We start from the raw sequence: 19,222 nt of genomic DNA, 5'->3' as shown, positions 1-19,222 counted from the left end.
TCGCGTGGGATTCACCCGCGCCGAACTCGAAACCTATCGCGACGCAACACTTCCGGACCTGATCGGTCCAGGGTGTCGGCTGCTGTTCGTCGGCATCAACCCTGGTCTATGGACGGCAGCTGCGGGCGCGCATTTCGCTCGTCGCGGCAATCGCTTCTACCCCGCACTGCTGCGCGCAGGCATCATCGAGCACCCGATCGACGCCTCGGCGGGAATGTCGGACACCGACCGAGATCACCTACTGGACCGAGGAATAGGGATCACCAACTTGGTGAGCCGAGCGACCGCGCGCGCTGACGAGCTCACCGCGAAGGAGCTGCAGGACGGCATCGCCGCCCTGACCCGAACCGTCGAACTGGCCGGGCCGCGGGTGGTTGCGGTCGCGGGGATCACGGCATACCGCACGGCGTTCGGACGAAAAACCGCAGTTGCGGGCCTGCAGCCGGAATCGCTTGCGGGCGCCCAGTTGTGGGTCGTGCCCAACCCGAGCGGGCTGAACGCGCACGAGTCGGTCGAGTCGCTGGCGAACGCCTACCGGGAAGCGGCTTCGGCAGCAGGCATTTCGTGAGCGTGGCAACGTTCGCTGTGCTGGTGGTTGCTGGATTCTTCACGGGCGTAGTCGGATTCATCACTGGTATGGCGTCGATCGTCTCCTACCCCGCGCTGCTAGCAGCCGGATTGTCGCCGATCACAGCGAACGTGACGAACACCGTGGCGATGGTGGCGGTCGGGGTCGGTTCGACCGCCAATTCGACCAAGGAACTGCGAGGTCGAGGTCCGCGGCTGGTGCTGTGGTCGATCTGCGCCGCCCTCGGTGGCCTCACGGGTGCGCTGGTCCTACTGCTTGCTCCCGCAGGCACATTCGAGGCCGTCGTACCGTTTCTTGTCGCCGGGGCATCCCTTGTGCTCCTGCTACTCCCCCGGATCCGACAGCTGAGGGGTCACGCAAACTTCCCAAGAACGCTGCCGGTCGCCGTCTTCGTCATCGCCATCTACGGCGGTTACTTCGGCGCCGGTGCAGGCGTGATCTTCCTATCGGTCATCATGCTGACGACGGCCGAAACCATGTGGGGCGCCACGATTCTGAAAAGCTTCCTGCTCGGCATCGCCAACCTCATCGCCGCCGTCGGTTTCGCCGCTTTCGGTCCGGTGAACTGGGTCGCCGCACTCGCTTTGGCCCTCGGCGCCCTGATCGGCGGTTGGTGCGGACCACCCGTGGTGAAAGTCATTCCGCCGAACGCCCTTCGAATCGCAGTCGGCATCCTCGGCCTCGGCCTCGCCGGCTGGTTGCTACTCCGCTGACCCCGTGCGCGCGTCTCACCCTCCCAGGGGTGAAATTCGCGCACGGTTGGGCGGAGCACAACTGTGCGTGATTTTTACCCCTTGGGGGGTGAGACGCGCGCACGGTTGTTGGAGCGCCACTCGTCCGGCATGAAGTCGTTGTCGCGGAGGAAGTGGGTCATGCGACGCAGGTAGTCCGGCTGACTGACATGCAACAAGTGATTACCGGGGAACCAGTGCATCGCGGGACGATCCCAATGCCGCCACAGCCTCAACGACTGCTCCGGCGGCGCGAGGCGATCGCCGAGACCGGTGATGATGAGTCGCCGCTCCTTCGGCACCAGCGGCTGGTAGTTCAGTGCCGAACTGTAGGCCAAGCTCCCGTCCGAGATCTCCCGGTCGATACCACCCCAATTCAGCCCGGCCTCCACCATTGTCGACGCCGGAAACCACTGTTGGACAAGGGCGCCGATGTCGACGACCGGGACGTTCGGCATCACGACCTTCATGCGATCGTCGACCGAGCCGATGAGCGAGGTCGTGTAACCGCCCAACGAAATACCGGTCACACCGATCTGTTCCACACCCGTGGATTCGAGGTAGTCGACGAATATCCGAAAGTCGTGGACCGCCTGCGCCATTGCCTCGGCGACACCGGTCAACCCGTGCGAGAAGAACCCATGGCCACTGAACGGTGAGAGGCGCGATGCTCGTGCACCGTGAAAAGGCAAGGTGTACAACAAGATGTCGAAGCCGGCCTGGTAGAACCACGGCAACTGTAGGAACAGTCCGTTCAGCAGGTACGGCGATGCCAGGAAGCCGTGGATGACGCACAGCGTCGGTCGCGGACCGTCCGCGTGCCGCCAGTGCTGGGCGTGAGCAACATTGTTGCGGTCCAATGTCTTCCAGAACGAACGGAGTGCGGGGTTCACCGCCTCGAAGGGACTGTCGAAAGCAAGCGCCTCGACCGGTCCGTTCGCGACCGCCTGTGCCACGTGATTCGCTCGCTTCCGGCGAACCGTCGGCATGGACGTGGGCCGTGGAAACGACCGCTCCGGATCGTGGAGTGCACCGAGTTCGGCGTAGAAACCGAGGTTGTCGCGCTCGCGCCGCGCGACCGTACGGCCGACCGAAAACGGTGTCACCGTCGCGGCGAGCAACGTCGACGCCGCAGTCCTAACGACGACGTCCGCTGCCGCGGAAACCTCGACGACCACGCGGTCACGCAACGACAGGTCACCCGGCGCAGGTAGTCCCGACGCGGTCGCATCATCACCCGGAACGTTCGGAACCGAGGCGGCAATGGTTGCAAGCGGCTCGGCAGCGTCCCCGGACATCGTTGTCCCAGAATTCATGCTTGCACTGTATGCGCAATGATGGCTGTCGAAGCATCTGGAGAGGAAGTCATGGTTCACGTCCACCACACCGGCACGGCAGCGGTCCCCCACACGTTCGCATGGGACTACATCTCCGATTTTCGCAACGCCGAGGACTGGCTCTTCGGTATCACCAAGCTCGATGTCGTCGGTGACATCCCGTTCGGACCTGGCGCGGTGTACGAAGGCGGGATGAAGCTCGGCCCTAAGACGTTGGGCGCGGTGTTCAACGTCGAGACGTGGGAACCGCCGAGCTTGCTGACCTTCGGCTACGTGTCGGGCTTCGAGGTTCGGTCGAAATGGCAGCTCAAGGCACTCGGCGAAGAAGAATTCGAGCTGGAGGTCGACGTCCACTACGAACTGCCCGGCGGCATAGCCGGTCGCGCACTGGGCAAGATCATCGAGCCCTTCGTAATTCTTGCTGTTCGTCATTCCGACACGACGCTGCGAAAGAAGTTGGAGCACCGGTACGCCGACTCGCCGTCGCGCTGAGCTCGATTCTGTAGCCGCTCCCTATGCGGTGCGATCACCCCTGCGCAGCTCGAGCTCCTCTCGGTGACCGATGACCGTCTCAGGGAACCGGGTGCGCAGCGCTTCGACCTGCCGGTTCAGTTCGTAATACGTCTCGTACAGGTCGGTGGACTGGATCAGCAGCCGACGCTTTGCGCCCAGCCCGTCGCGCGAGCCGACGCGGCCAGAACATCCTTCGATTGCCTCGATTGCGGCGGTGACGATTGCAATCTCGTCAGAGAGAATCGCGATGAACGCGGCAGCCTGGGCCACTTCCGCCGATCGCAGTTGACGCCTATTCACTCTGGCAGGCACGGATGCGCCGTCCACCAATATGTCCATGACAGGAGCATCCGGGTGAACAAACGATTGCACCATAATTAAAATCAGGCCTGCGACGAACTCCGAGGCCCCCGGACCCTATGGTTGGCGAAGTGGAGCAACTGACACCGCGTGATGCGCTGATGTACTGGCTGTCCCAGCGTATCCCGACCGATCAGTTCCTGCTGTTCGGTTTCGACACCGATGCTACTGAGCCGGACTCGTTGCAGGAGTTACTGATTCGACGCGCCGAGCGGATCACCGATTTGCAGGTCCGGCTGCGTGACGTCCCGCTCGGTGTCGACTACCCGTATTGGGTCGCTCGCAAGGTCGGCGCCGACCAATTCGTCGACCATGTGCTTTCCGACACAACGTGGCCAGGATTGGTTGCTGCACTGGGCGAATTGCTGACCGAGCAACTGGACGTCCGTGTAAGTCCTTGGCGGGTACACATTTTCCGCGGAATCACCGGGGCGCCGCGCTGCGACGGCTCGACGGCGTTGATCGCGGTTCTGCAGCTCTCACATGCGTTGGCCGATGGCAGGCGATCGACCGACATCGCTCGACGGCTGTTCGACTCGAACGAACTAGCCAGTCCGAGCACCCCGGACCAGCGGAACGTCCCCGGAATTGCGCTGACCGTACGCGGCATCATCCGGCTCCCAGTGTTGGTCGCAGGCACATTCGTCCGCGGGTTCGCCGCGTATCGAGCTGCCAAGAAACTCGCAAGTCTCACCGCGTCCGGGGAAATTCCACCGGAAAACCCTGGGCAACAACTTACTTCGCTGGATGTGCCGCCAGGAGATCGCCGCGTGGTCAGGATGATCGTCGTCTCGGCCGACGAGTTGCGGGCGCCGAATAGCACAGTCACAGTCGCGGTGCTCACGGCAATCGCGTCCGCACTCCCCCGCTATCTCGCGCTGACACAGCAGCGACTGGGCGCCGAGGTGACAATGGCCTCACGTCGAGAATCTGAGGCCCGTAACAACTTCCGTAATGTCGGCATTGACCTGCATACCGACGAGCCCGACCTCCGAGTGCGCGCTCGCAAGATCCGCGACGCCTTGGAGCAGCGGTCCATCCGAACCGAGCACCCGCTGATGTCGGCGCAAGCCGAGGTCAATCGCGGGCTGCCGGCACCCATGGTTCGCTACGAGGTCGAGCACTGGCCGCTGTTCGACACACCGCCGTCCGTCATCGGCAACACCGTTGTCTCCAGCGTGAACCGGGGCGCCGACGATCTGCGGCTCGCCGGTGGGCAGGTCACATTCACAGCAGGCTTTCCCGCGCTCTCCCCGTCGATGTCGCTGACGCACGGCGTCCACGGCATCGGCGACGCGCTCACGATATCGATCCTCACGAGCCCTGACGTGATGCCTGACATCGACCGCTACGAGGCCTTGCTGCGTGAAGCGCTCGGTGAGGTGATCGAGGCGAACGGCAGGGCAGCCTCGACGGTGTAGGCGATCTCGAGCAGCGTGCGCTCGTCGCCGTGGGCCGCAGAGAAGTGCACGCTGAGCGGCAGACCGTCGGTAGTGACCCCTGCCGGGACTGCGATCGCGGGCGACCCTGCGACGTTGTTGAGCGGCGTGAAGGAGACATAGGTTTCCAGCCGGTGCATCAGCTCGTCGAAGTCGACCGTGGGACTGAGCTCCCCGATCCGGGGTGTGGTGTGTGCCAATGTCGGCGACAGCAGCAGCTCGTAGCGGCCGAACATCGATGCGTACATGTCCGCCACCCGCCGCAACCGCCACAGCGCGCCGGGTGTGCGCCGAAGCCCGCGGCGGTGCAACGCACGTAGGCCGCGGGTCAGCCCGTCGTTGCCTGCGGCGTCGAACGAGCGGTCCAGCACCAGCTTCCCGGTGCTCACTGCGAGGTCGGCCATCAGCCCCCAATACTGCGTGAAGTCCGCGGCGAACTGCTGCGTGAACGGCATCGTGAACGGCTCGATCACATGTCCGGCCTGCTCGAGCAGCGCGGCCACGCGTTCGACAACCTCGCGCGTCGGCTGGTCGACTGGCGCGTCGTTGACAGTGTCCAGCACGAGGCCGATCCGCAGCCGCCGGTTGGACGGTCCGTCGACTTGGCCTATCGGAGGCAGTGATGGGTTGCGCCAGTAGTCCTCGGCGGCAGCCACATATGCAGCAGTGTCGCGGACGGTACGAGTGACGACGCCCTCGGAGATGATGTTGAGCGGCAAATGGCTTGCCTGATCGCCGTCCCGATGCCTGCCGCGGGTGGGCTTGAGCCCGACCAGCCCAGCGCACGCCGCAGGGATCCGGATCGAACCTCCGCCGTCGTTGGCATGCGCAAGCGGCACGACGCCCGCGGCCACCAACGCCGCCGATCCGCCGGAGGACGCGCCGACGGAGAAATCTGTGTGCCACGGGTTGCGCGCCGGCGGACCGGTCTGGAACTCGGTGGACGCGTTGAAGCCGAACTCCGGCATCCGCGATTTGCCCAACACGGTGACGCCGGTGCTGAGGAACTGGGTGGCGAATGCACCGTCCCGTTTGGCAGGGCGGGCCGTGAATGCCTCGCTGCCATGGTTGGTCGGCAGGCCGCGCAGGTCGGTGTTGTCCTTGACGAACGTCGGCACGCCGTACAGCGCGCCCGCTTCGTGGCCTGCAAAGCGCGGTTGGTCGTACAGCGACAACGCGACGGCGTCGAGCTGTGGGTCGACCTGGCGGGCGCGGGCAGCCGATGCCGACGCCAGCTCGGCCGGGCTGACCTGCCCCGAGCGGACCTGCTTCGCGAGCGTGACCGCGTCCGCATCGCCCAAAGCATCGTCACCGAACGCGTGCACCACATGGCCGTCCATACCGCTCCTGTCGTCTACCGAACCCGTCTGCCAAAACTCTAGATAATCTTCCAGACATTGTCTAGAAGATCTTCCAGAGTTAAGCTTCTTCGCATGTCATCGACCAGGCGGCATGGCCCAAATGCCCTCGCGCGCAGAGACGCATTGCTGCGCGCCGCTGTGGAGGTCGCAGCTGAGCGCGGAGTCGCAGGTATCACTCATCGGGTCGTCACCGAGCGCGCAGGCCTACCGCTTGCCACGGTCAGCTACTTCTTCGCGTCGATCGACGAGCTCATCGAGGAGGCGCTGCGCACCTTCATCGACAGCGAAGCCACCGCCCAGATCGGACTCGCCGAGCAGCTCGCCGACGCGCACAACACTCCCGACGAGATCGCGAAAGCCTTCGTCGCCGTGTCCGCGCCCCGACTGCCGGAGACGCTCGCAATGTTCGAGGGCTACCTGCACGCCGCCCGGACGCCGGAATACCGCGAGCCGGTGGCCGCAACGCTGGCGGCATTGCGCAAGATCGCCGCTGCGGCCGTCCGCGCGGCAGGCGCAACCGACCCGGACGCCGTCGCGCCCGCCTTCAGCGCACTTGCCCACGGCTTCGCGTTGCACCAACTCGCCGCGCCGGAGGCCGTGGACGCGGAGATGGTGTACGCCGCCAACCGCGCATTGTTTCTCGGCTACCTACTCGACAACGGTCACACAGAGCTCGCGCTCGAGCTCGCCGGCGAAGGACTCGGCGACCAGCCCGGACCGCGGAACACATAGCCGAAACGCGCTCGCCAGTTGCCAGCCGTGCGGACGTCCCGCCAGATTGCGTGATACTCGCCGAACGCGACGACGAACGGGTTGTGGGTGTTGATGTTCTTGGTGAGCCCGTAACGAACTCGCGCACCTTCGGGTTCGAACGACCGGAACAGGCGATCCCAGACGATGAGAATGCCGCCGTAATTCTTGTCGAGGTATTCGGAGTTCGAGCCGTGATGGACCCGATGATGCGACGGTGTGTTGAGCACGAATTCGATTGGCCGAGGGAGCTTGTCGATGCGTTCGGTGTGCAGGAAGAACTGGTAGACGAGGCTTATCGACTGCTGAAACAGAATCATCCACGGGGAAAAGCCGAGGAACGCGAGCGGCAGCCAGAACGGCAGCGCCGTCATCGGCGTCCACGTCTGCCGGACCGCTGTGCTCAGGTTGTAGAACTGGCTGGAATGGTGCACCACATGCGAGCCCCACAGCACTCGGACAGTGTGGTGCAGCCGGTGGTACCAGTAGTAGACGAAGTCGTCGGCGAAGAACAACGCGACCCAGACGAAGGGGTTGTCCGCGGGTAACTGGAACGGCGCGACCGTATAGGCCGCCGCGTAGATTGCCAGCACTGCGAGCTTCCACCCGATGTTGATGAACACTTCGCCGAGCCCCATGGACACGCTCGTCGCCGCATCACGCAGCTCGTAGCCCTTTTCGTCGTCGTCGGGAAGGAAGCGGAAGGAAATCGCCTCCAGCGCAAGGCAGATGATGAACACCGGAATCGCGTGCAGGATCAGGTCGAACATTGATCGTCCTTCTTAATCGCCCAGGGCGGCGACGATGCGCCCCAGTAGTTCTTCAGCGTGTTCGCGCGCACCGGCGGCATCGCGATGCACGATGCGGTCTGCCAAGGCAACGTGCGCGTCGCGATCGGCGAGCTCTGCCGGAAAGCCCGTCAGGTGGATGGCGCCGATCTCCTCGATCGCCGCAACGATGGTGTTGAGCCCGAGCCGGTAGGCGAGATTTCCCGACCCGTCGACGATGGCAGTCCAGAAGGCGCGGTCTATCAAGATCAGTTCCTCGAATGGGCACTCGCCGACGGGATAGCGGTCGACTGCGGTCGCAACGAGGTCTAGTTGCTCGTTCTTCGCACGGTCGGCGCACAGTCGGGCTGCGTCGGTCCCGACGGACCGTCGCATCTCCACGATGTCTCGCAGAATCCGAACCGGTGGCACCACCCCAGTCCGCGTCAGCTCTACCAGCAAGTCGAGTCCGGCGTTGTCACGCCAATCGAGAACACGCGTGTTTCCACCCTGTGCGATGCGGACGAGCCCGGACTGTTGCACCCGTTTGAGCGCCTCCCGAACCGCGTGGCGGTTGACCCCGAACGACTCGGCCAGCTCGCGTTCGGCGGGCAGGGGGTCGCCGGGCACCAGCCTGCCGGACAGGATCTCGTCGACGAGCTGCGCGAACACGGCATCGGAAATCGCAGTTCGCGAGATCGGCGTCAATGGCACTTCTCAACGATGACCGCTTACTGGTCATCTTGTCAACTGGTTGTACCAGTTGGATGTCCATCACCTGCCAGCCGTTGCGAGCAGCCAACTCCACTAATCTGTTCGACGTGACCGCCCCCAACGTCGATGCCGCGCGCCTGCGTGGCGGCTTCGTTGGCGCGTGTTCCGGCGCGATCACCATCGCCGCGCACGGACTCGGTGGCGGCGAAACACCGTCCGAGAACGCGCTCGTCTTGCTACTGGTCACCTGCGCTGCCGTAGGAGTCTGGGCAGGCTCAGCAGCTGCAAGTGGCCGCTTGCCGGTCCTCGTGCTGCAACTCTGCGCAGGACAAGCGATCGGGCATATCGCAATCACGATCGCGGCCGAGCACTCACACGACCTGCTCCCCTCCACTTCCATGCTCGCCGCCCACTGCGCCGCCGCGCTCGTCTGCGGCGCGCTCATCTTCTCCGCCGAACGGTTGTACCGAGTCACCGCCTCGACATTGCGGCAGGTGGTCGTCGTCCTCGCACCTCTGGTGGTCGACGAAGCACCGCTCCCCGCGCTCCCGGCTTACCGCCCTGACGTCGTCCTGCGACTTCTGGTCAGCTCGGGCCTCGGCACTCGGGGACCACCCGCCTAGGGCTTTCTCACACCCTTCCCACACCACCTCCCGGGTTCAACGCCTTGCGCGGGGTGGCTCATTTGCGTTCCTCGACGAAAGCCTGTCTCGCTATGTCCACACCCGAAATCGAGCTCGACCGACCCTCGGTCGAGCCGTCCACCGACCCTCCACAACGATCGCGGCCGCACAGCTTCCGGCCACTGATCCTTCGATTGCACTTCTATGCCGGCGTGTTCGTAGCGCCGTTCATCCTGATCGCCGCGGTCACCGGTGGCCTGTACGCCGCTGCACCGACAATCGAGAAATTCGTCTACAGCGACATCCTGGCCGTCGACGACGGCGGTGCTCCCTTGCAGCTGACGAAACAAGCCGCGTTCGCACAGACCGCATTTCCGAACCTCCAGATCACCGGAATGCGGCCGGCCGCAACAGCGAGAGAATCGACGCGCGTCTACTTCGCCGACCCGAGTGCGGGTGCCGAGAAGCAGCGCGCGGTGTTCGTCGACCCCTACACGGGCGAAATCCTCGGCAACGAAGCCGTGTGGTTCGGCTACCTCCCGCTGAGCACGTGGCTCGACGGCCTGCATCGGCATCTGCAGCTCGGCGAACCAGGCCGGATCTACAGCGAACTTGCCGCGTCGTGGCTGTGGGTCGTCGCGCTGGGCGGCCTGTATCTGTGGTGGGCGAAACGTCGGCGCGACAAGCTGCGACCGAGCGAACGCGCGCCGAGCAAGCGGGCGACATCGCTGAAGTGGCATAGCTCCGTGGGCATGTGGGTCCTGCTCGGGTTGGTCTTCCTATCGGCAACCGGCATCACGTGGTCGACCTACGCAGGTGCGAACGTCAAGGAACTGCGGACCGAAATGGGTTGGGAACGTCCCTCGCTCGACACCACACTCGGCGGCGAGCACGCAGGTCACGGGGCGGATCCGAGCGTGGCTGCGCCGACGGTGCCGATCGACTACGACCAGGTCGTCGCCACTGCGGACCGCGCAGGAGTGGAGCTGCCGTTCGAGATCACGCTGCCTGCCGAGCCCGGCCAAGGAATCGGCGTTGCAGAGATCGACAAGTCGTTCCGGTCGACGACCGATGCCGTCGCCCTCTCCCCCACGACCTTGGCGGTCACGAGCAAGATCGACTACGCGCGCGACTACTCCTTCGTCGCAAAGTTGGCCGACTGGGGAATCCGGCTGCACATGGGGTTCATGTTCGGACTGCTGAACCAGCTGCTGTTGCTGGCCATCGCCATCGGCCTGCTGACCGTGATCGTGCGCGGCTACCTCATGTGGTGGCAACGTAGGCCCACCCGCGGCTCGGCGTGGGCTGTCGGACGGCCGCCGCAACGAGGCGGCATTCGGCGGATGTCACCGATCGCGGCCGTACTGACGGTGGGCGCAGCCGTCGCTATCGGGTGGTTCTTGCCACTTCTCGGCTGGAGCTTGCTGGCGTTCGTCGTTGTCGACGCCGCTATTGCTGGCGTGAAGCGGGCGCGCACCACTCCAGCAACTGCTCCACCGGCCAAGTATTGATCACTCGATCGGCCTCGACACCACACGCCTGTGCCCGTTCGCACCCATATCCCTGCCAGTCGAGCTGGCCAGGCGCGTGGGCGTCGGTGTCGATCGAGAAGAAGCAGCCGGTCTCGAGCGCGAGATCGATGAGACGCTCCGGCGGATCTTGACGCTCGGGCCTGCTGTTGATTTCCACAGCGGTCCCGAACCTGCGGCATGCCTCGAACACGATTGCAGCGTCGAACTTGGATTCCGGGCGCGTGCCACGGCCACCTTCGACGAGGCGCCCGGTGCAATGACCGAGGACGTCGACGTGGGGATTTGCGATCGCATACACCATCCGCCTCGTCATGGTCGCGCTGTCCGCGCGAAGGTTGGAATGCACACTCGCGACCACGATGTCCAACTCGGCGAGCAGGTCCTCGTCCTGATCCAGCTTGCCGTTGTCGAGGATGTCGACCTCGATGCCGGTCAGGATGCGAAACGGCGCAAGCTCGGCGTTCAGTTCGGCGACGACGTCCAGCTGCTTGCGTAGCCGCTCAGGCGAAAGTCCGTTGGCGACAGTGAGTCTCGGCGAATGATCGGTGAGCGCGCAGTAGTCGTGGCCGAGTTCGACGGCGCGACGCATCATCTCGTCGATCGGACTGCCACCATCGGACCAGTCCGAATGGGTATGCAGATCGCCCCGCAATGCTTCGCGCAATTCACGCCCACCCGCACCGATGGTTTTGGCGGCCGCCTTCAACTCGGTGAGGTAGGCCGGCTCCTCGCCTCCGACAGCTTCGGAAATGACTTTCGCAGTCTTCGGACCGATTCCAGGCAAGTTGGTCCAACTGTTCGCGCGCGCATGGCCGGCGCGCTGCAGCTCGGTCAGATCCGCCACGATGTCCGCCGCACGCCGGTACGCCTTCACCCGGTGCGTCTCGGCCCGCGAGCGCTCCAACCAGTACGCCACCTCCCGGAGCGCGTAAACCGGATCCATAGGGTTCATCTTTCCTGACGAGGCGACAGGAGTGACGGGGGGTTAGCGGAGATGAACAGATACGGTTTCCTTGTGACCACATCGCAGCCGGATTCGCCGTACTCGCACGGATTCGCGACCATCGCGGTCGCAGTGCCGTCGCACCGATTAGCCGATCCCGCATTCGGCGCGGAACGAACGATCGCACTGCTGCAGCAAGCGACCGAGCAGGGAGCGGCAGTCGTCGTGTTTCCGGAGTTGGGTCTGTCGTCGTACAGCATCGACGACCTGGTCCAGCAGGATGCGGTGCTCGAAGCCAGCTTGCGCGCATTGGAGTCGGTGATCGTTGCGACGCGCAGTACGGTGCCGCTGGTCGCGGTCGGGCTGCCGTTGGTCCTCGGCAGCGCGCTGTACAACTGTGCCGCGGTGATACACGACGGTGAATTGCTCGGGGTCGTGCCGAAGTCGTATCTGCCGAACTATCGGGAGTTCTACGAGGAGCGCTATTTCGCCTCGGCCCGGGATGCTCCGTTCGACACGGTCCGGGTGCTCGACCGTGACGTGCCGTTCGGCAACGACCTGATCTTCGAGGCACGCGGCATTCCCGGGTTGGCCGTGCACGTCGAGATCTGCGAAGACCTATGGGTGCCGATCCCACCGAGCACCTGGGCCGCTCTGGCAGGTGCGACGGTGCTGCTCAATTTGTCGGCAAGCAACATCACGACCGGCAAAGCCGACTACCGGCGCGCACTCTCGTCCGCGCACTCCGCACGATGCGTCGCCGCGCATGCCTATGTCAGTGCGGGCCACGGTGAATCGACGACGGACCTCGCCTGGGACGGCGACGCACTCATCACCGAGAACGGAAGCCTGCTCGCTCGAGCCGAGCGGTTCACCGAGACCGAACAGGTGATCGTCGCCGACATCGACCTCGACCGGATTCGCCAGGAACGCTTGCGGACGAACAGTTTCAACGATTCCGTCGGCGACTATGCCGAGAAAGCACGGTCTTTGCGACGCATCGAATTCCATGTCACTGCGCCCCAGCAGGATACGGACCTACGGCGCAACGTCGAGCGATTCCCATACGTGCCCGTCGACGCAGCCGACCGCGATGCGCGCTGCCGGGAGGTCGTGAATATACAGGTCCAGGCGTTGTCGACCCGCCTTTCCACGTCGGGGATCAACCGACTCGTCATCGGCGTCTCCGGTGGACTCGACTCGACCCTCGCGCTGCTCGTCGCCGTCGAGACCATGGACCGCCTCGGACTCCCCCGCACGAACGTCCTCGCGTACACGATGCCCGGCTTCGCGACGGGCTCCGCGACGAAGGACCGCGCGCACATTCTGATGAAGTCACTGGGTGTGACAGCGGAGGAGATCGATATTCGGCCGTCGTGCCTGCAGATGCTCGAAGACCTCGACCATCCGTATGCCAGGGGCGAGAAGGTGTACGACATCACGTTCGAGAACGTACAAGCAGGCGAACGAACCTCACACTTGTTCCGCCTCGCGAACATGCACGGCGCTCTGGTCCTCGGGACCGGTGACCTCAGCGAACTCGCGCTCGGGTGGTGCACGTACGGCGTCGGCGATCAAATGTCGCACTACAACGTCAACGCCTCGGTGCCGAAGACGCTGATCAGGCACCTGATTCGCTGGATGGTCAGCGCACAGAACTACTCGTCGGTGACGTCGGAAGTCCTTGCCGAGATCGTCGACGACGTCGTCTCCCCCGAGCTGATTCCGGCCGGCGACGACGGCGTCATGCAGGACACCGAAGCATCGATCGGTCCGTACGAGTTGCACGATTTCTTCCTCTACTACCTGACCCGCTTCGGTTACCGTCCGAGCAAGGTCGCCTACCTGGCCCACCATGCCTGGGGTGACCGGACCCGGGGGGCGTGGTCCGACCTGATGCCCGCCGAGCATCGCCACCAGTACGACCTCGACACGATCAAAAAATGGCTGCGGGTGTTCCTCGACAGGTTCATGCGTAGTCAGTTCAAGCGGACCGCGATGCCCAACGCACCGAAGGTCGGTTCCGGTGGCTCGCTGTCCCCGCGCGGTGACTGGCGCTCGCCGAGCGATGCAAAGGCAACGACTTGGCTCGACGAGTTGGATTCCAACTGATCGACCGAGTGTGCCGGTTCTGCCGGATTCGACGGATTCGCAGCTAGGCTCGCAATCGTGACTGAACCCGCAGCGAGCAAACAGGCCATCGACCGCGGCGACGTGATCGGCAAAGGCGCACTGTGGCTGGCGAAATGGTCGTTGTGCCTGGTCGCCATTGCAGCAGGGCTATGGGTTGCCGGGATCGTCATCGCCGACTTGTGGGTTGTCGTGTTGCCGGTGCTGCTCGCGGTCGTCATCGCCACCGTCCTGTGGCCACCGACCCGCGCGATGACGAAGCGTGGTTTTCCGCCCGCTGCGGCCGCCGGCATCTCGCTACTGACCTTCTTCGCGTTGCTTGCAGGCATTGTCGCGGTGATCGTTCCATCGGTCATCGACCAAGCGCCCGACCTGGGAACCAAAACCACCGACGGCGTCAATCAGGTCCGGCACTGGTTGCAAGGACCACCGCTGAACATCAGGGACGAACAGCTGGACTCGGCTTCGCAGGCGATCATCGACAAAGTGCAGTCAAGCGCTCAGACGATCGCCAACGGTGTGTTCACCGGCGTCAGCGCGGTGACGTCTGCGCTGGTCACCTTCGTCCTCGTCCTCTTTCTGTCCTTCTTTTTCGTCAAGGACGGCCCCAAGTTCTTGCCGTGGCTGCATCGAGTCGCAGGCAGGAGATCAGGCCACCATCTCGAGAATGTTCTCGCGCGGGTCTGGGCGACGCTCGGCGGCTTCATCCGCACGCAGGCGCTCGTCAGCTTGATCGATGCAGTCTTCATCGGCTTCGGCCTCGTCATCCTCGACGTGCCACTCGCGCTGGTGCTCACCGTCATCACGTTCTTGGGTGGCTTCATCCCGATGGTCGGCGCGTTGGTCGCCGGTGCGCTGGCCGTTCTGATCGCGCTCGTCGGGAATGGATTCACCACGGCGCTCATCGTGTTGGCCATCATCCTGGTGGTCCAGCAGATCGAGGGCAACGTCCTGCAGCCGATGCTGCAAAGCCGAAGCATGAACCTGCATCCGGTGATCGTGCTGTTGGCGGTGACGGCGGGTGGTTCACTGTGGGGAATCATCGGCGCGTTCCTCGCGGTCCCAGCAGCCGCGGTCGGCGCTGTGGTGATCCGGTACATCGGCGAACAGATCGATGCCAAGACCGTCAGCCCGCTACTCGAACCTCCAACCGAGACCCAGCCCGTCCTCGAATAACGTGCAGCCGGTTCGGGATTCGTTGCCGTAACTCGTCGACGTGACTGACGATCCCGACGACGCGCCCGCCCGCGCGCAATTCGTCGAGCACACCCATCACCGAATCGAGCGCATCGTCGTCGAGACTGCCGAACCCCTCGTCGATGAACATCGTGTCCAACACCAAGCCACCGGATTCCGCCGCGACGACATCGGCCAACCCGAGCGCGAGGGCCAACGACGCGGTGAACGTTTCACCACCGGACAACGTCTTGGCCGGCCGGACCGAGCCGGTGTAATCGTCGCGGATCTCGAGGCCGAGCCCGCCGCGCTTGCCGCGGGGTCCGCGGGCGTCGGTGTGAACGAATTCGAAACGGCCACCGGACATTCGGCGAAGTCGAGCCGATGCCGCCACGGCGACTTCCTCCAGGCGCGCCGCCAACACGTAGGACCGCAAGGACATTCGGCGCGAGTTCTGCCCACGACCGGCCACGAGATCGGCGACTTTCTCCAACTCGTCGTGCGCGGCTTGCATCGGCGCCAGATGGTCGTGCGCGGCCCACAGTTGCGCGACCAGTTCGGCCAGTTTGGTGGCCCGCCGAGTGCATTGTGCCTGCTCGGCGATCGCGTGGTCCAGTGTCGCCCGAATGTGTGAATGGGCGGCCTCGAGCGCTTCGACGTCCGGAGGCTCGGCACCGGCGACCGCGGCGATCTCCGGCTCGGCCAGGACGGCTTCGGCGTGCGCGCGCCGCTCGTTGGCCGTGGTGAGTTCGGCCTCGAGCCGACGCTGTTCGGCCGCCGTTCGAACTGCCGCCGTCGCGGCCTCCACACTGTCGAAACCGCTTTCTCGCGAGAGTCTTTCGAGCTTGCGCTCGGTGGCGGTCGCGAGAGCGGCGGCGGTAGAGGCCGTGCCGTAGGCGTCGCGCAACCGCGCTCCCGCGGTCGCGAGGGCTTCGAGCCTGTCGCGTCGGTCTTCGACGCATTCGTCGGAACCGATCGCCGCGACGATCCCGTCTCGCAATTCGTCGATGCGAACCCTCGCGGCGGCAATCCGCTCCTCGCCAGCCGACAGGGCGATTTCGATGTCGCGCAACGCTGTTCCGACGCGCTCAGCGCGATGGCGTAGGTCGGCGATCGCCGTCGTCAACGCATTTGCGCGCCTGCGGGCGGACTGAGCGGCAGCGAGTAGGCGTGTTGCGGCGGCGAGTTCGCTGGCAAGAACATCGCTTTCGCGGTCTCCCCCACGGCCGGTAAGCCCGGCCATTGCACGTTCGACCGCATGCACCGCCGCGACGGCGCGGTCACGCTGAGCCGCGGCAGCGACTTCGGCGTCGGCCGCGGCGAGTTCGTCGGATTCGGTGACCGTGGTCGCGGCAGGCAACGCAGGAGCCGGATGCTCGACCGACCCGCACACCTGGCAAGCGCTGCCATCGCGCAGGGCGCCGGCGAGTTCGGCAGCCATTCCGGACAAACGCAGTTCCCGCAGTTCGAGAACCCGCTCCTTCGCATCGTTGTGTCGAGCCCGGCTCGATTCGAACTGCGCATTGGCCTTCCCCAATGCCGCGCGAAGCGTGAGCAATTCCGCTGCAGCCGCCACTGCGTCGGCAGCGCGGTCCTTACGGTCGGTCAGAACCGGGATTTCGCTCGCCTCGTCGGTGCATCTCACCAACTCGCGTTCGGCTGCGTCGATCTCGGCGGGTATCGCGTCGTGCTCCGCGGCCAACTGCTGCGACTGTGCTGTGGCTGCCTTCTGCTCGGCCACCAACCGCTGCACAGTCGATTCCAGACTTGCCACCGTCTTAACGTCCGCAACGACGAGGTCGAGTCTGCCCAGCTCCTCGGTCCATGCACGGACCGCGCTCTCGAGGTCCGCACGCTCGACGACCACGCCGCCGTTGCAATGCGTGAGGTGATCGCGAGCGCGGATCATCGCCGCATCCGATTGCCTAGCTTGCCTTTTCGCCGCCGCATGGTCCTCGACGAGCGCACCGACTCCGGCCGCGCGACGCGATTGTGCGAGCTCGTTCGACAGGACGGCACGACGGTCCGCACCCGATCGGTATTCCTCGAGCTGGCACTGCGCGGCCCGGATCCGGCGTTGCAGCTCGGCGACATGGCGCGCGTCGTCGAGGCGCCTGACCGCCTCATCCGCTGCGGCGTGCAGTTGTTCGAGGTGAGCGTCAGCGTCTAGCTTTGCGTCGCGGGCATTCTCCAGCAGATCCTGCGCCCACTCGATCGGATCGTCGGCCGGTCCGTCGGCATCCGCGGCTGTGCAGACCTGAGCGACGAGGCGGTCGATCGCCTGCGTACGAGAGTCGAGCTGCGCGGAACTCTCCCGCCGGCGGTTGGCAAGCCATTGTTCCGCGGTACCGAATCGTGCGGTATCGAAGAGCCTTTCGAGCAGGCGCTCGCGATCTTCGTTGGCGGCGCACAGAAACCGCGCGAACTCGCCCTGCGGTAGCAAGACGACCTGAAAGAACTGATCGGCCGACATACCGAGCAGCCGGTTGACCTCGTCGCCGATCTCGACGATGCGCGTCAGATTCTGCCCGCGCCCATCGAGCCAGGTCAGCGTCGCTTTCGCATTCTCGGTCCGTACGCCGTCGCCGCGGAGCTTGGGCCGCGAGAACTCCGGGCTCCTTACGATGCGCAGCCGCCGTCCACCGACCGTCGCCTCGAGCACGACCTTCGGCGGGGTTGCGGCAGGCGCGTGGTCGGAGTGCAGGCGCTTGCATTCCTGACGCGCCCCCGGAACCGTCCCGTACAACGCAAACGCGATGGCATCCAACACCGTCGTTTTCCCCGCGCCCGTGTGACCGTGCAGCAGGAAAAGCCCGTCCGACGACAACGCATCGAAATCGACCGACGTTGTTTCGGCGAACGGCCCGAACGCCGTCATCTCCAGCCTGTGCAGCCTCACGCGGTTTCCTCCAGCGGAACCGCAACTGGTTCTTCGCTCACGGCTGCCGCCAATGCCTTTACCACCCAAGCCATCTCGGACTCCGACGGCTCGCAGCACACGTCGGCGAGGAAGCTGCGAGCAACTTCCACATCGCGGCGCCCGTGCACACGCTCGCGGTAGCGCAGCTCCGGATTGCCCTCGGGCCGTTGCCATTCCACGTGGATCGCGTGCGGGAAGCGGACCTGGACCTTGCGCATCGCGTCGACCGGCCGCACCGAATCGGTGAGGACGGCACTGATGTAATGGTTTTCGGCAGCGGTGAATCGAACATCGGTGAGGATCTCGTCGACCGTGCCGCGTAATTGACTCAGACCGCGCACGACCGGAAGGTCGTGACGCTCGACGCGCTCCAAGCCGTGCTCACCGATGTCGGCAATCCACACAGCCTTTCGGTGCGACCGCTCGCCGAACGAATACGGCAGTGGCGAGCCCGAGTAGCGGACCGATTCGGTCAACGTCTGGGGCGAATGCAGATGGCCGAGAGCGACGTAATCGATACCGTCGAACACGCTCTGCGGCACGGTTTCCACGCCACCGACCGAGATCGATCGCTCCGACCCGGTCGCCTCCCCGCCGACGACGAAAGCGTGCGCCAGCACTACCGACCTCGGCTGAGACCGGTCGGCAAGATCCGCCTTGATCCGCCCGACCGCAGCACCGAGAACCGCCGCATGCGAATGCGCTTGCGGTACTTCCAGTTCCGCCCGAGTAGTTTCGGGCTCCAGATACGGGATGCCGTAGAAGGCAACGGGGCCATGCACGTCGTCGATGACGACGGGTGTGGCGATCTCGGCGACCCGCGTGCGCAGGTGCAATCCACCCGCCGCGGCAAACGCGGCTGCCGACCCGAGCCGAGCGGGGGAATCATGATTGCCCGACGTGGCGACGATGACGGCGCCAGCCGCCCGGATCGCCTCGAATCCGTTGTTGCAGACGACGATGGCGTCTGCACTAGGAATAGCACGGTCGTACACATCGCCAGCGACGACCACTACATCGACGGCCTGTTCGCGCACCAGCTCCGCAATTGCCGTCAGCGCACACGCCTGATCGGCCAACAGGTCCACACCGTGGAAGGTGCGGCCGATGTGCCAATCGGACGTGTGCAAGATGCGCATGATCGGACGGTAAGCGAACCCACCGACAAGTTCGGCAAGCGGCGCGGCGAGTCGTCAACCCTCGTGAGTCTTTTCGGAGTCCAGGGACTCTGTCCAGTCTCGACACATGTGGGACATCTGATGTCTACCCACATGTGGGACAGGTTGTTGGATGGGTAGGTGATGGCACCTGAGACCGGGCTTGGATTAGTCCATGCT

17 protein-coding genes are annotated in these 19,222 nt (G+C 64.7%); 9 read left to right on the top strand and 8 right to left on the bottom strand.

From position 1 onward, the window contains the following. Positions 1-4 precede the first annotated feature (4 nt). Both FGL95_RS21555 and FGL95_RS21550 read left to right on the top strand, forming a co-directional pair. Positions 5-568: a uracil-DNA glycosylase family protein gene (locus FGL95_RS21555; protein ID WP_169590620.1), complete on the top strand. Its 564-nt coding sequence runs from the start codon at positions 5-7 to the stop codon at positions 566-568. Next, entirely contained in the window at positions 565-1,302 is a 738-nt protein-coding gene (locus FGL95_RS21550; RefSeq protein ID WP_169590618.1) for a TSUP family transporter, read from the top strand. The genes FGL95_RS21555 and FGL95_RS21550 overlap by 4 nt, the downstream gene beginning before the upstream one ends. A 74-nt stretch (positions 1,303-1,376) precedes the next feature. Here the strand turns inward: FGL95_RS21550 and FGL95_RS21545 are convergent, their stop codons facing one another. Continuing rightward, the gene (locus FGL95_RS21545; RefSeq protein WP_420838073.1) at positions 1,377-2,636 is read right to left on the bottom strand and encodes an alpha/beta hydrolase family protein; all 1,260 of its coding nucleotides are present in this window, start codon (positions 2,634-2,636) and stop codon (positions 1,377-1,379) included. 18 nt (positions 2,637-2,654) lie between these two features. Here FGL95_RS21545 and FGL95_RS21540 point away from each other — a divergent pair, with 18 nt between their 5' ends. After that, entirely contained in the window at positions 2,655-3,149 is a 495-nt protein-coding gene (locus FGL95_RS21540; RefSeq protein ID WP_240963218.1) for an SRPBCC family protein, read from the top strand. A 21-nt stretch (positions 3,150-3,170) separates the two neighbouring features. Here the strand turns inward: FGL95_RS21540 and FGL95_RS21535 are convergent, their stop codons facing one another. Then, positions 3,171-3,509, bottom strand: a complete 339-nt coding sequence (locus FGL95_RS21535; protein WP_169590617.1) for a hypothetical protein — start codon at positions 3,507-3,509, stop codon at positions 3,171-3,173. Positions 3,510-3,631: 122 nt separating this feature from the next. Here FGL95_RS21535 and FGL95_RS21530 point away from each other — a divergent pair, with 122 nt between their 5' ends. Beyond that, the gene (locus FGL95_RS21530) at positions 3,632-4,951 is read left to right on the top strand and encodes a wax ester/triacylglycerol synthase domain-containing protein (RefSeq protein ID WP_169591147.1); all 1,320 of its coding nucleotides are present in this window, start codon (positions 3,632-3,634) and stop codon (positions 4,949-4,951) included. Here the strand turns inward: FGL95_RS21530 and FGL95_RS21525 are convergent. Beyond that, positions 4,879-6,309 (bottom strand): amidase, encoded by a 1,431-nt coding sequence (locus FGL95_RS21525; RefSeq protein WP_169590615.1) that lies wholly within the window; start codon positions 6,307-6,309, stop codon positions 4,879-4,881. The genes FGL95_RS21530 and FGL95_RS21525 overlap by 73 nt on opposite strands. Before the next feature lie 93 nt (positions 6,310-6,402). On the opposite strand from FGL95_RS21525, the gene FGL95_RS21520 reads away from it, so the two are divergent. Next, positions 6,403-7,062 (top strand): TetR/AcrR family transcriptional regulator, encoded by a 660-nt coding sequence (locus tag FGL95_RS21520; RefSeq protein WP_169590613.1) that lies wholly within the window; start codon positions 6,403-6,405, stop codon positions 7,060-7,062. Here the strand turns inward: FGL95_RS21520 and FGL95_RS21515 are convergent. Continuing rightward, positions 6,993-7,850 carry a sterol desaturase family protein gene (locus FGL95_RS21515; RefSeq protein ID WP_169590612.1) on the bottom strand — a complete coding sequence of 286 codons (858 nt, stop codon included), beginning with the start codon at positions 7,848-7,850 and terminating at the stop codon, positions 6,993-6,995. The two genes, FGL95_RS21520 and FGL95_RS21515, sit on opposite strands and share 70 nt — an antisense overlap. A 12-nt stretch (positions 7,851-7,862) precedes the next feature. Continuing rightward, positions 7,863-8,561 carry a GntR family transcriptional regulator gene (locus FGL95_RS21510; RefSeq protein ID WP_169590610.1) on the bottom strand — a complete coding sequence of 233 codons (699 nt, stop codon included), beginning with the start codon at positions 8,559-8,561 and terminating at the stop codon, positions 7,863-7,865. 107 nt (positions 8,562-8,668) lie between these two features. On the opposite strand from FGL95_RS21510, the gene FGL95_RS21505 reads away from it, so the two are divergent. Both FGL95_RS21505 and FGL95_RS21500 read left to right on the top strand, forming a co-directional pair. Next, positions 8,669-9,184 carry a hypothetical protein gene (locus FGL95_RS21505; protein WP_338079969.1) on the top strand — a complete coding sequence of 172 codons (516 nt, stop codon included), beginning with the start codon at positions 8,669-8,671 and terminating at the stop codon, positions 9,182-9,184. A gap of 92 nt (positions 9,185-9,276) precedes the next feature. Next, a complete protein-coding gene (locus FGL95_RS21500) occupies positions 9,277-10,695 on the top strand; it encodes a PepSY-associated TM helix domain-containing protein (protein ID WP_169590608.1) in 1,419 nt (472 codons plus the stop codon). Here FGL95_RS21500 and FGL95_RS21495 read toward each other — a convergent pair. After that, positions 10,634-11,659 (bottom strand): PHP domain-containing protein, encoded by a 1,026-nt coding sequence (locus FGL95_RS21495; protein ID WP_169590607.1) that lies wholly within the window; start codon positions 11,657-11,659, stop codon positions 10,634-10,636. The two genes, FGL95_RS21500 and FGL95_RS21495, sit on opposite strands and share 62 nt — an antisense overlap. A gap of 72 nt (positions 11,660-11,731) precedes the next feature. Here FGL95_RS21495 and FGL95_RS21490 point away from each other — a divergent pair, with 72 nt between their 5' ends. Further along, entirely contained in the window at positions 11,732-13,771 is a 2,040-nt protein-coding gene (locus FGL95_RS21490) for an NAD(+) synthase (RefSeq protein ID WP_338079968.1), read from the top strand. Positions 13,772-13,828: 57 nt separating this feature from the next. Then, positions 13,829-14,965, top strand: a complete 1,137-nt coding sequence (locus tag FGL95_RS21485; protein ID WP_338079967.1) for an AI-2E family transporter — start codon at positions 13,829-13,831, stop codon at positions 14,963-14,965. Here the strand turns inward: FGL95_RS21485 and FGL95_RS21480 are convergent. Both FGL95_RS21480 and FGL95_RS21475 read right to left on the bottom strand, forming a co-directional pair. Next, entirely contained in the window at positions 14,916-17,864 is a 2,949-nt protein-coding gene (locus FGL95_RS21480; RefSeq protein ID WP_169590603.1) for an AAA family ATPase, read from the bottom strand. The genes FGL95_RS21485 and FGL95_RS21480 overlap by 50 nt on opposite strands. Next, the gene (locus FGL95_RS21475) at positions 17,861-19,024 is read right to left on the bottom strand and encodes an exonuclease SbcCD subunit D (protein ID WP_169590602.1); all 1,164 of its coding nucleotides are present in this window, start codon (positions 19,022-19,024) and stop codon (positions 17,861-17,863) included. The genes FGL95_RS21480 and FGL95_RS21475 overlap by 4 nt, the downstream gene beginning before the upstream one ends. Between the last annotated feature and the right edge of the window lie 198 nt (positions 19,025-19,222).

The organism is Antrihabitans stalactiti (assembly GCF_012932915.1).
Lineage (GTDB): Bacteria > Actinomycetota > Actinomycetes > Mycobacteriales > Mycobacteriaceae > Antrihabitans > Antrihabitans stalactiti.
This window is presented reverse-complemented; position numbering and strand designations above follow the sequence as displayed.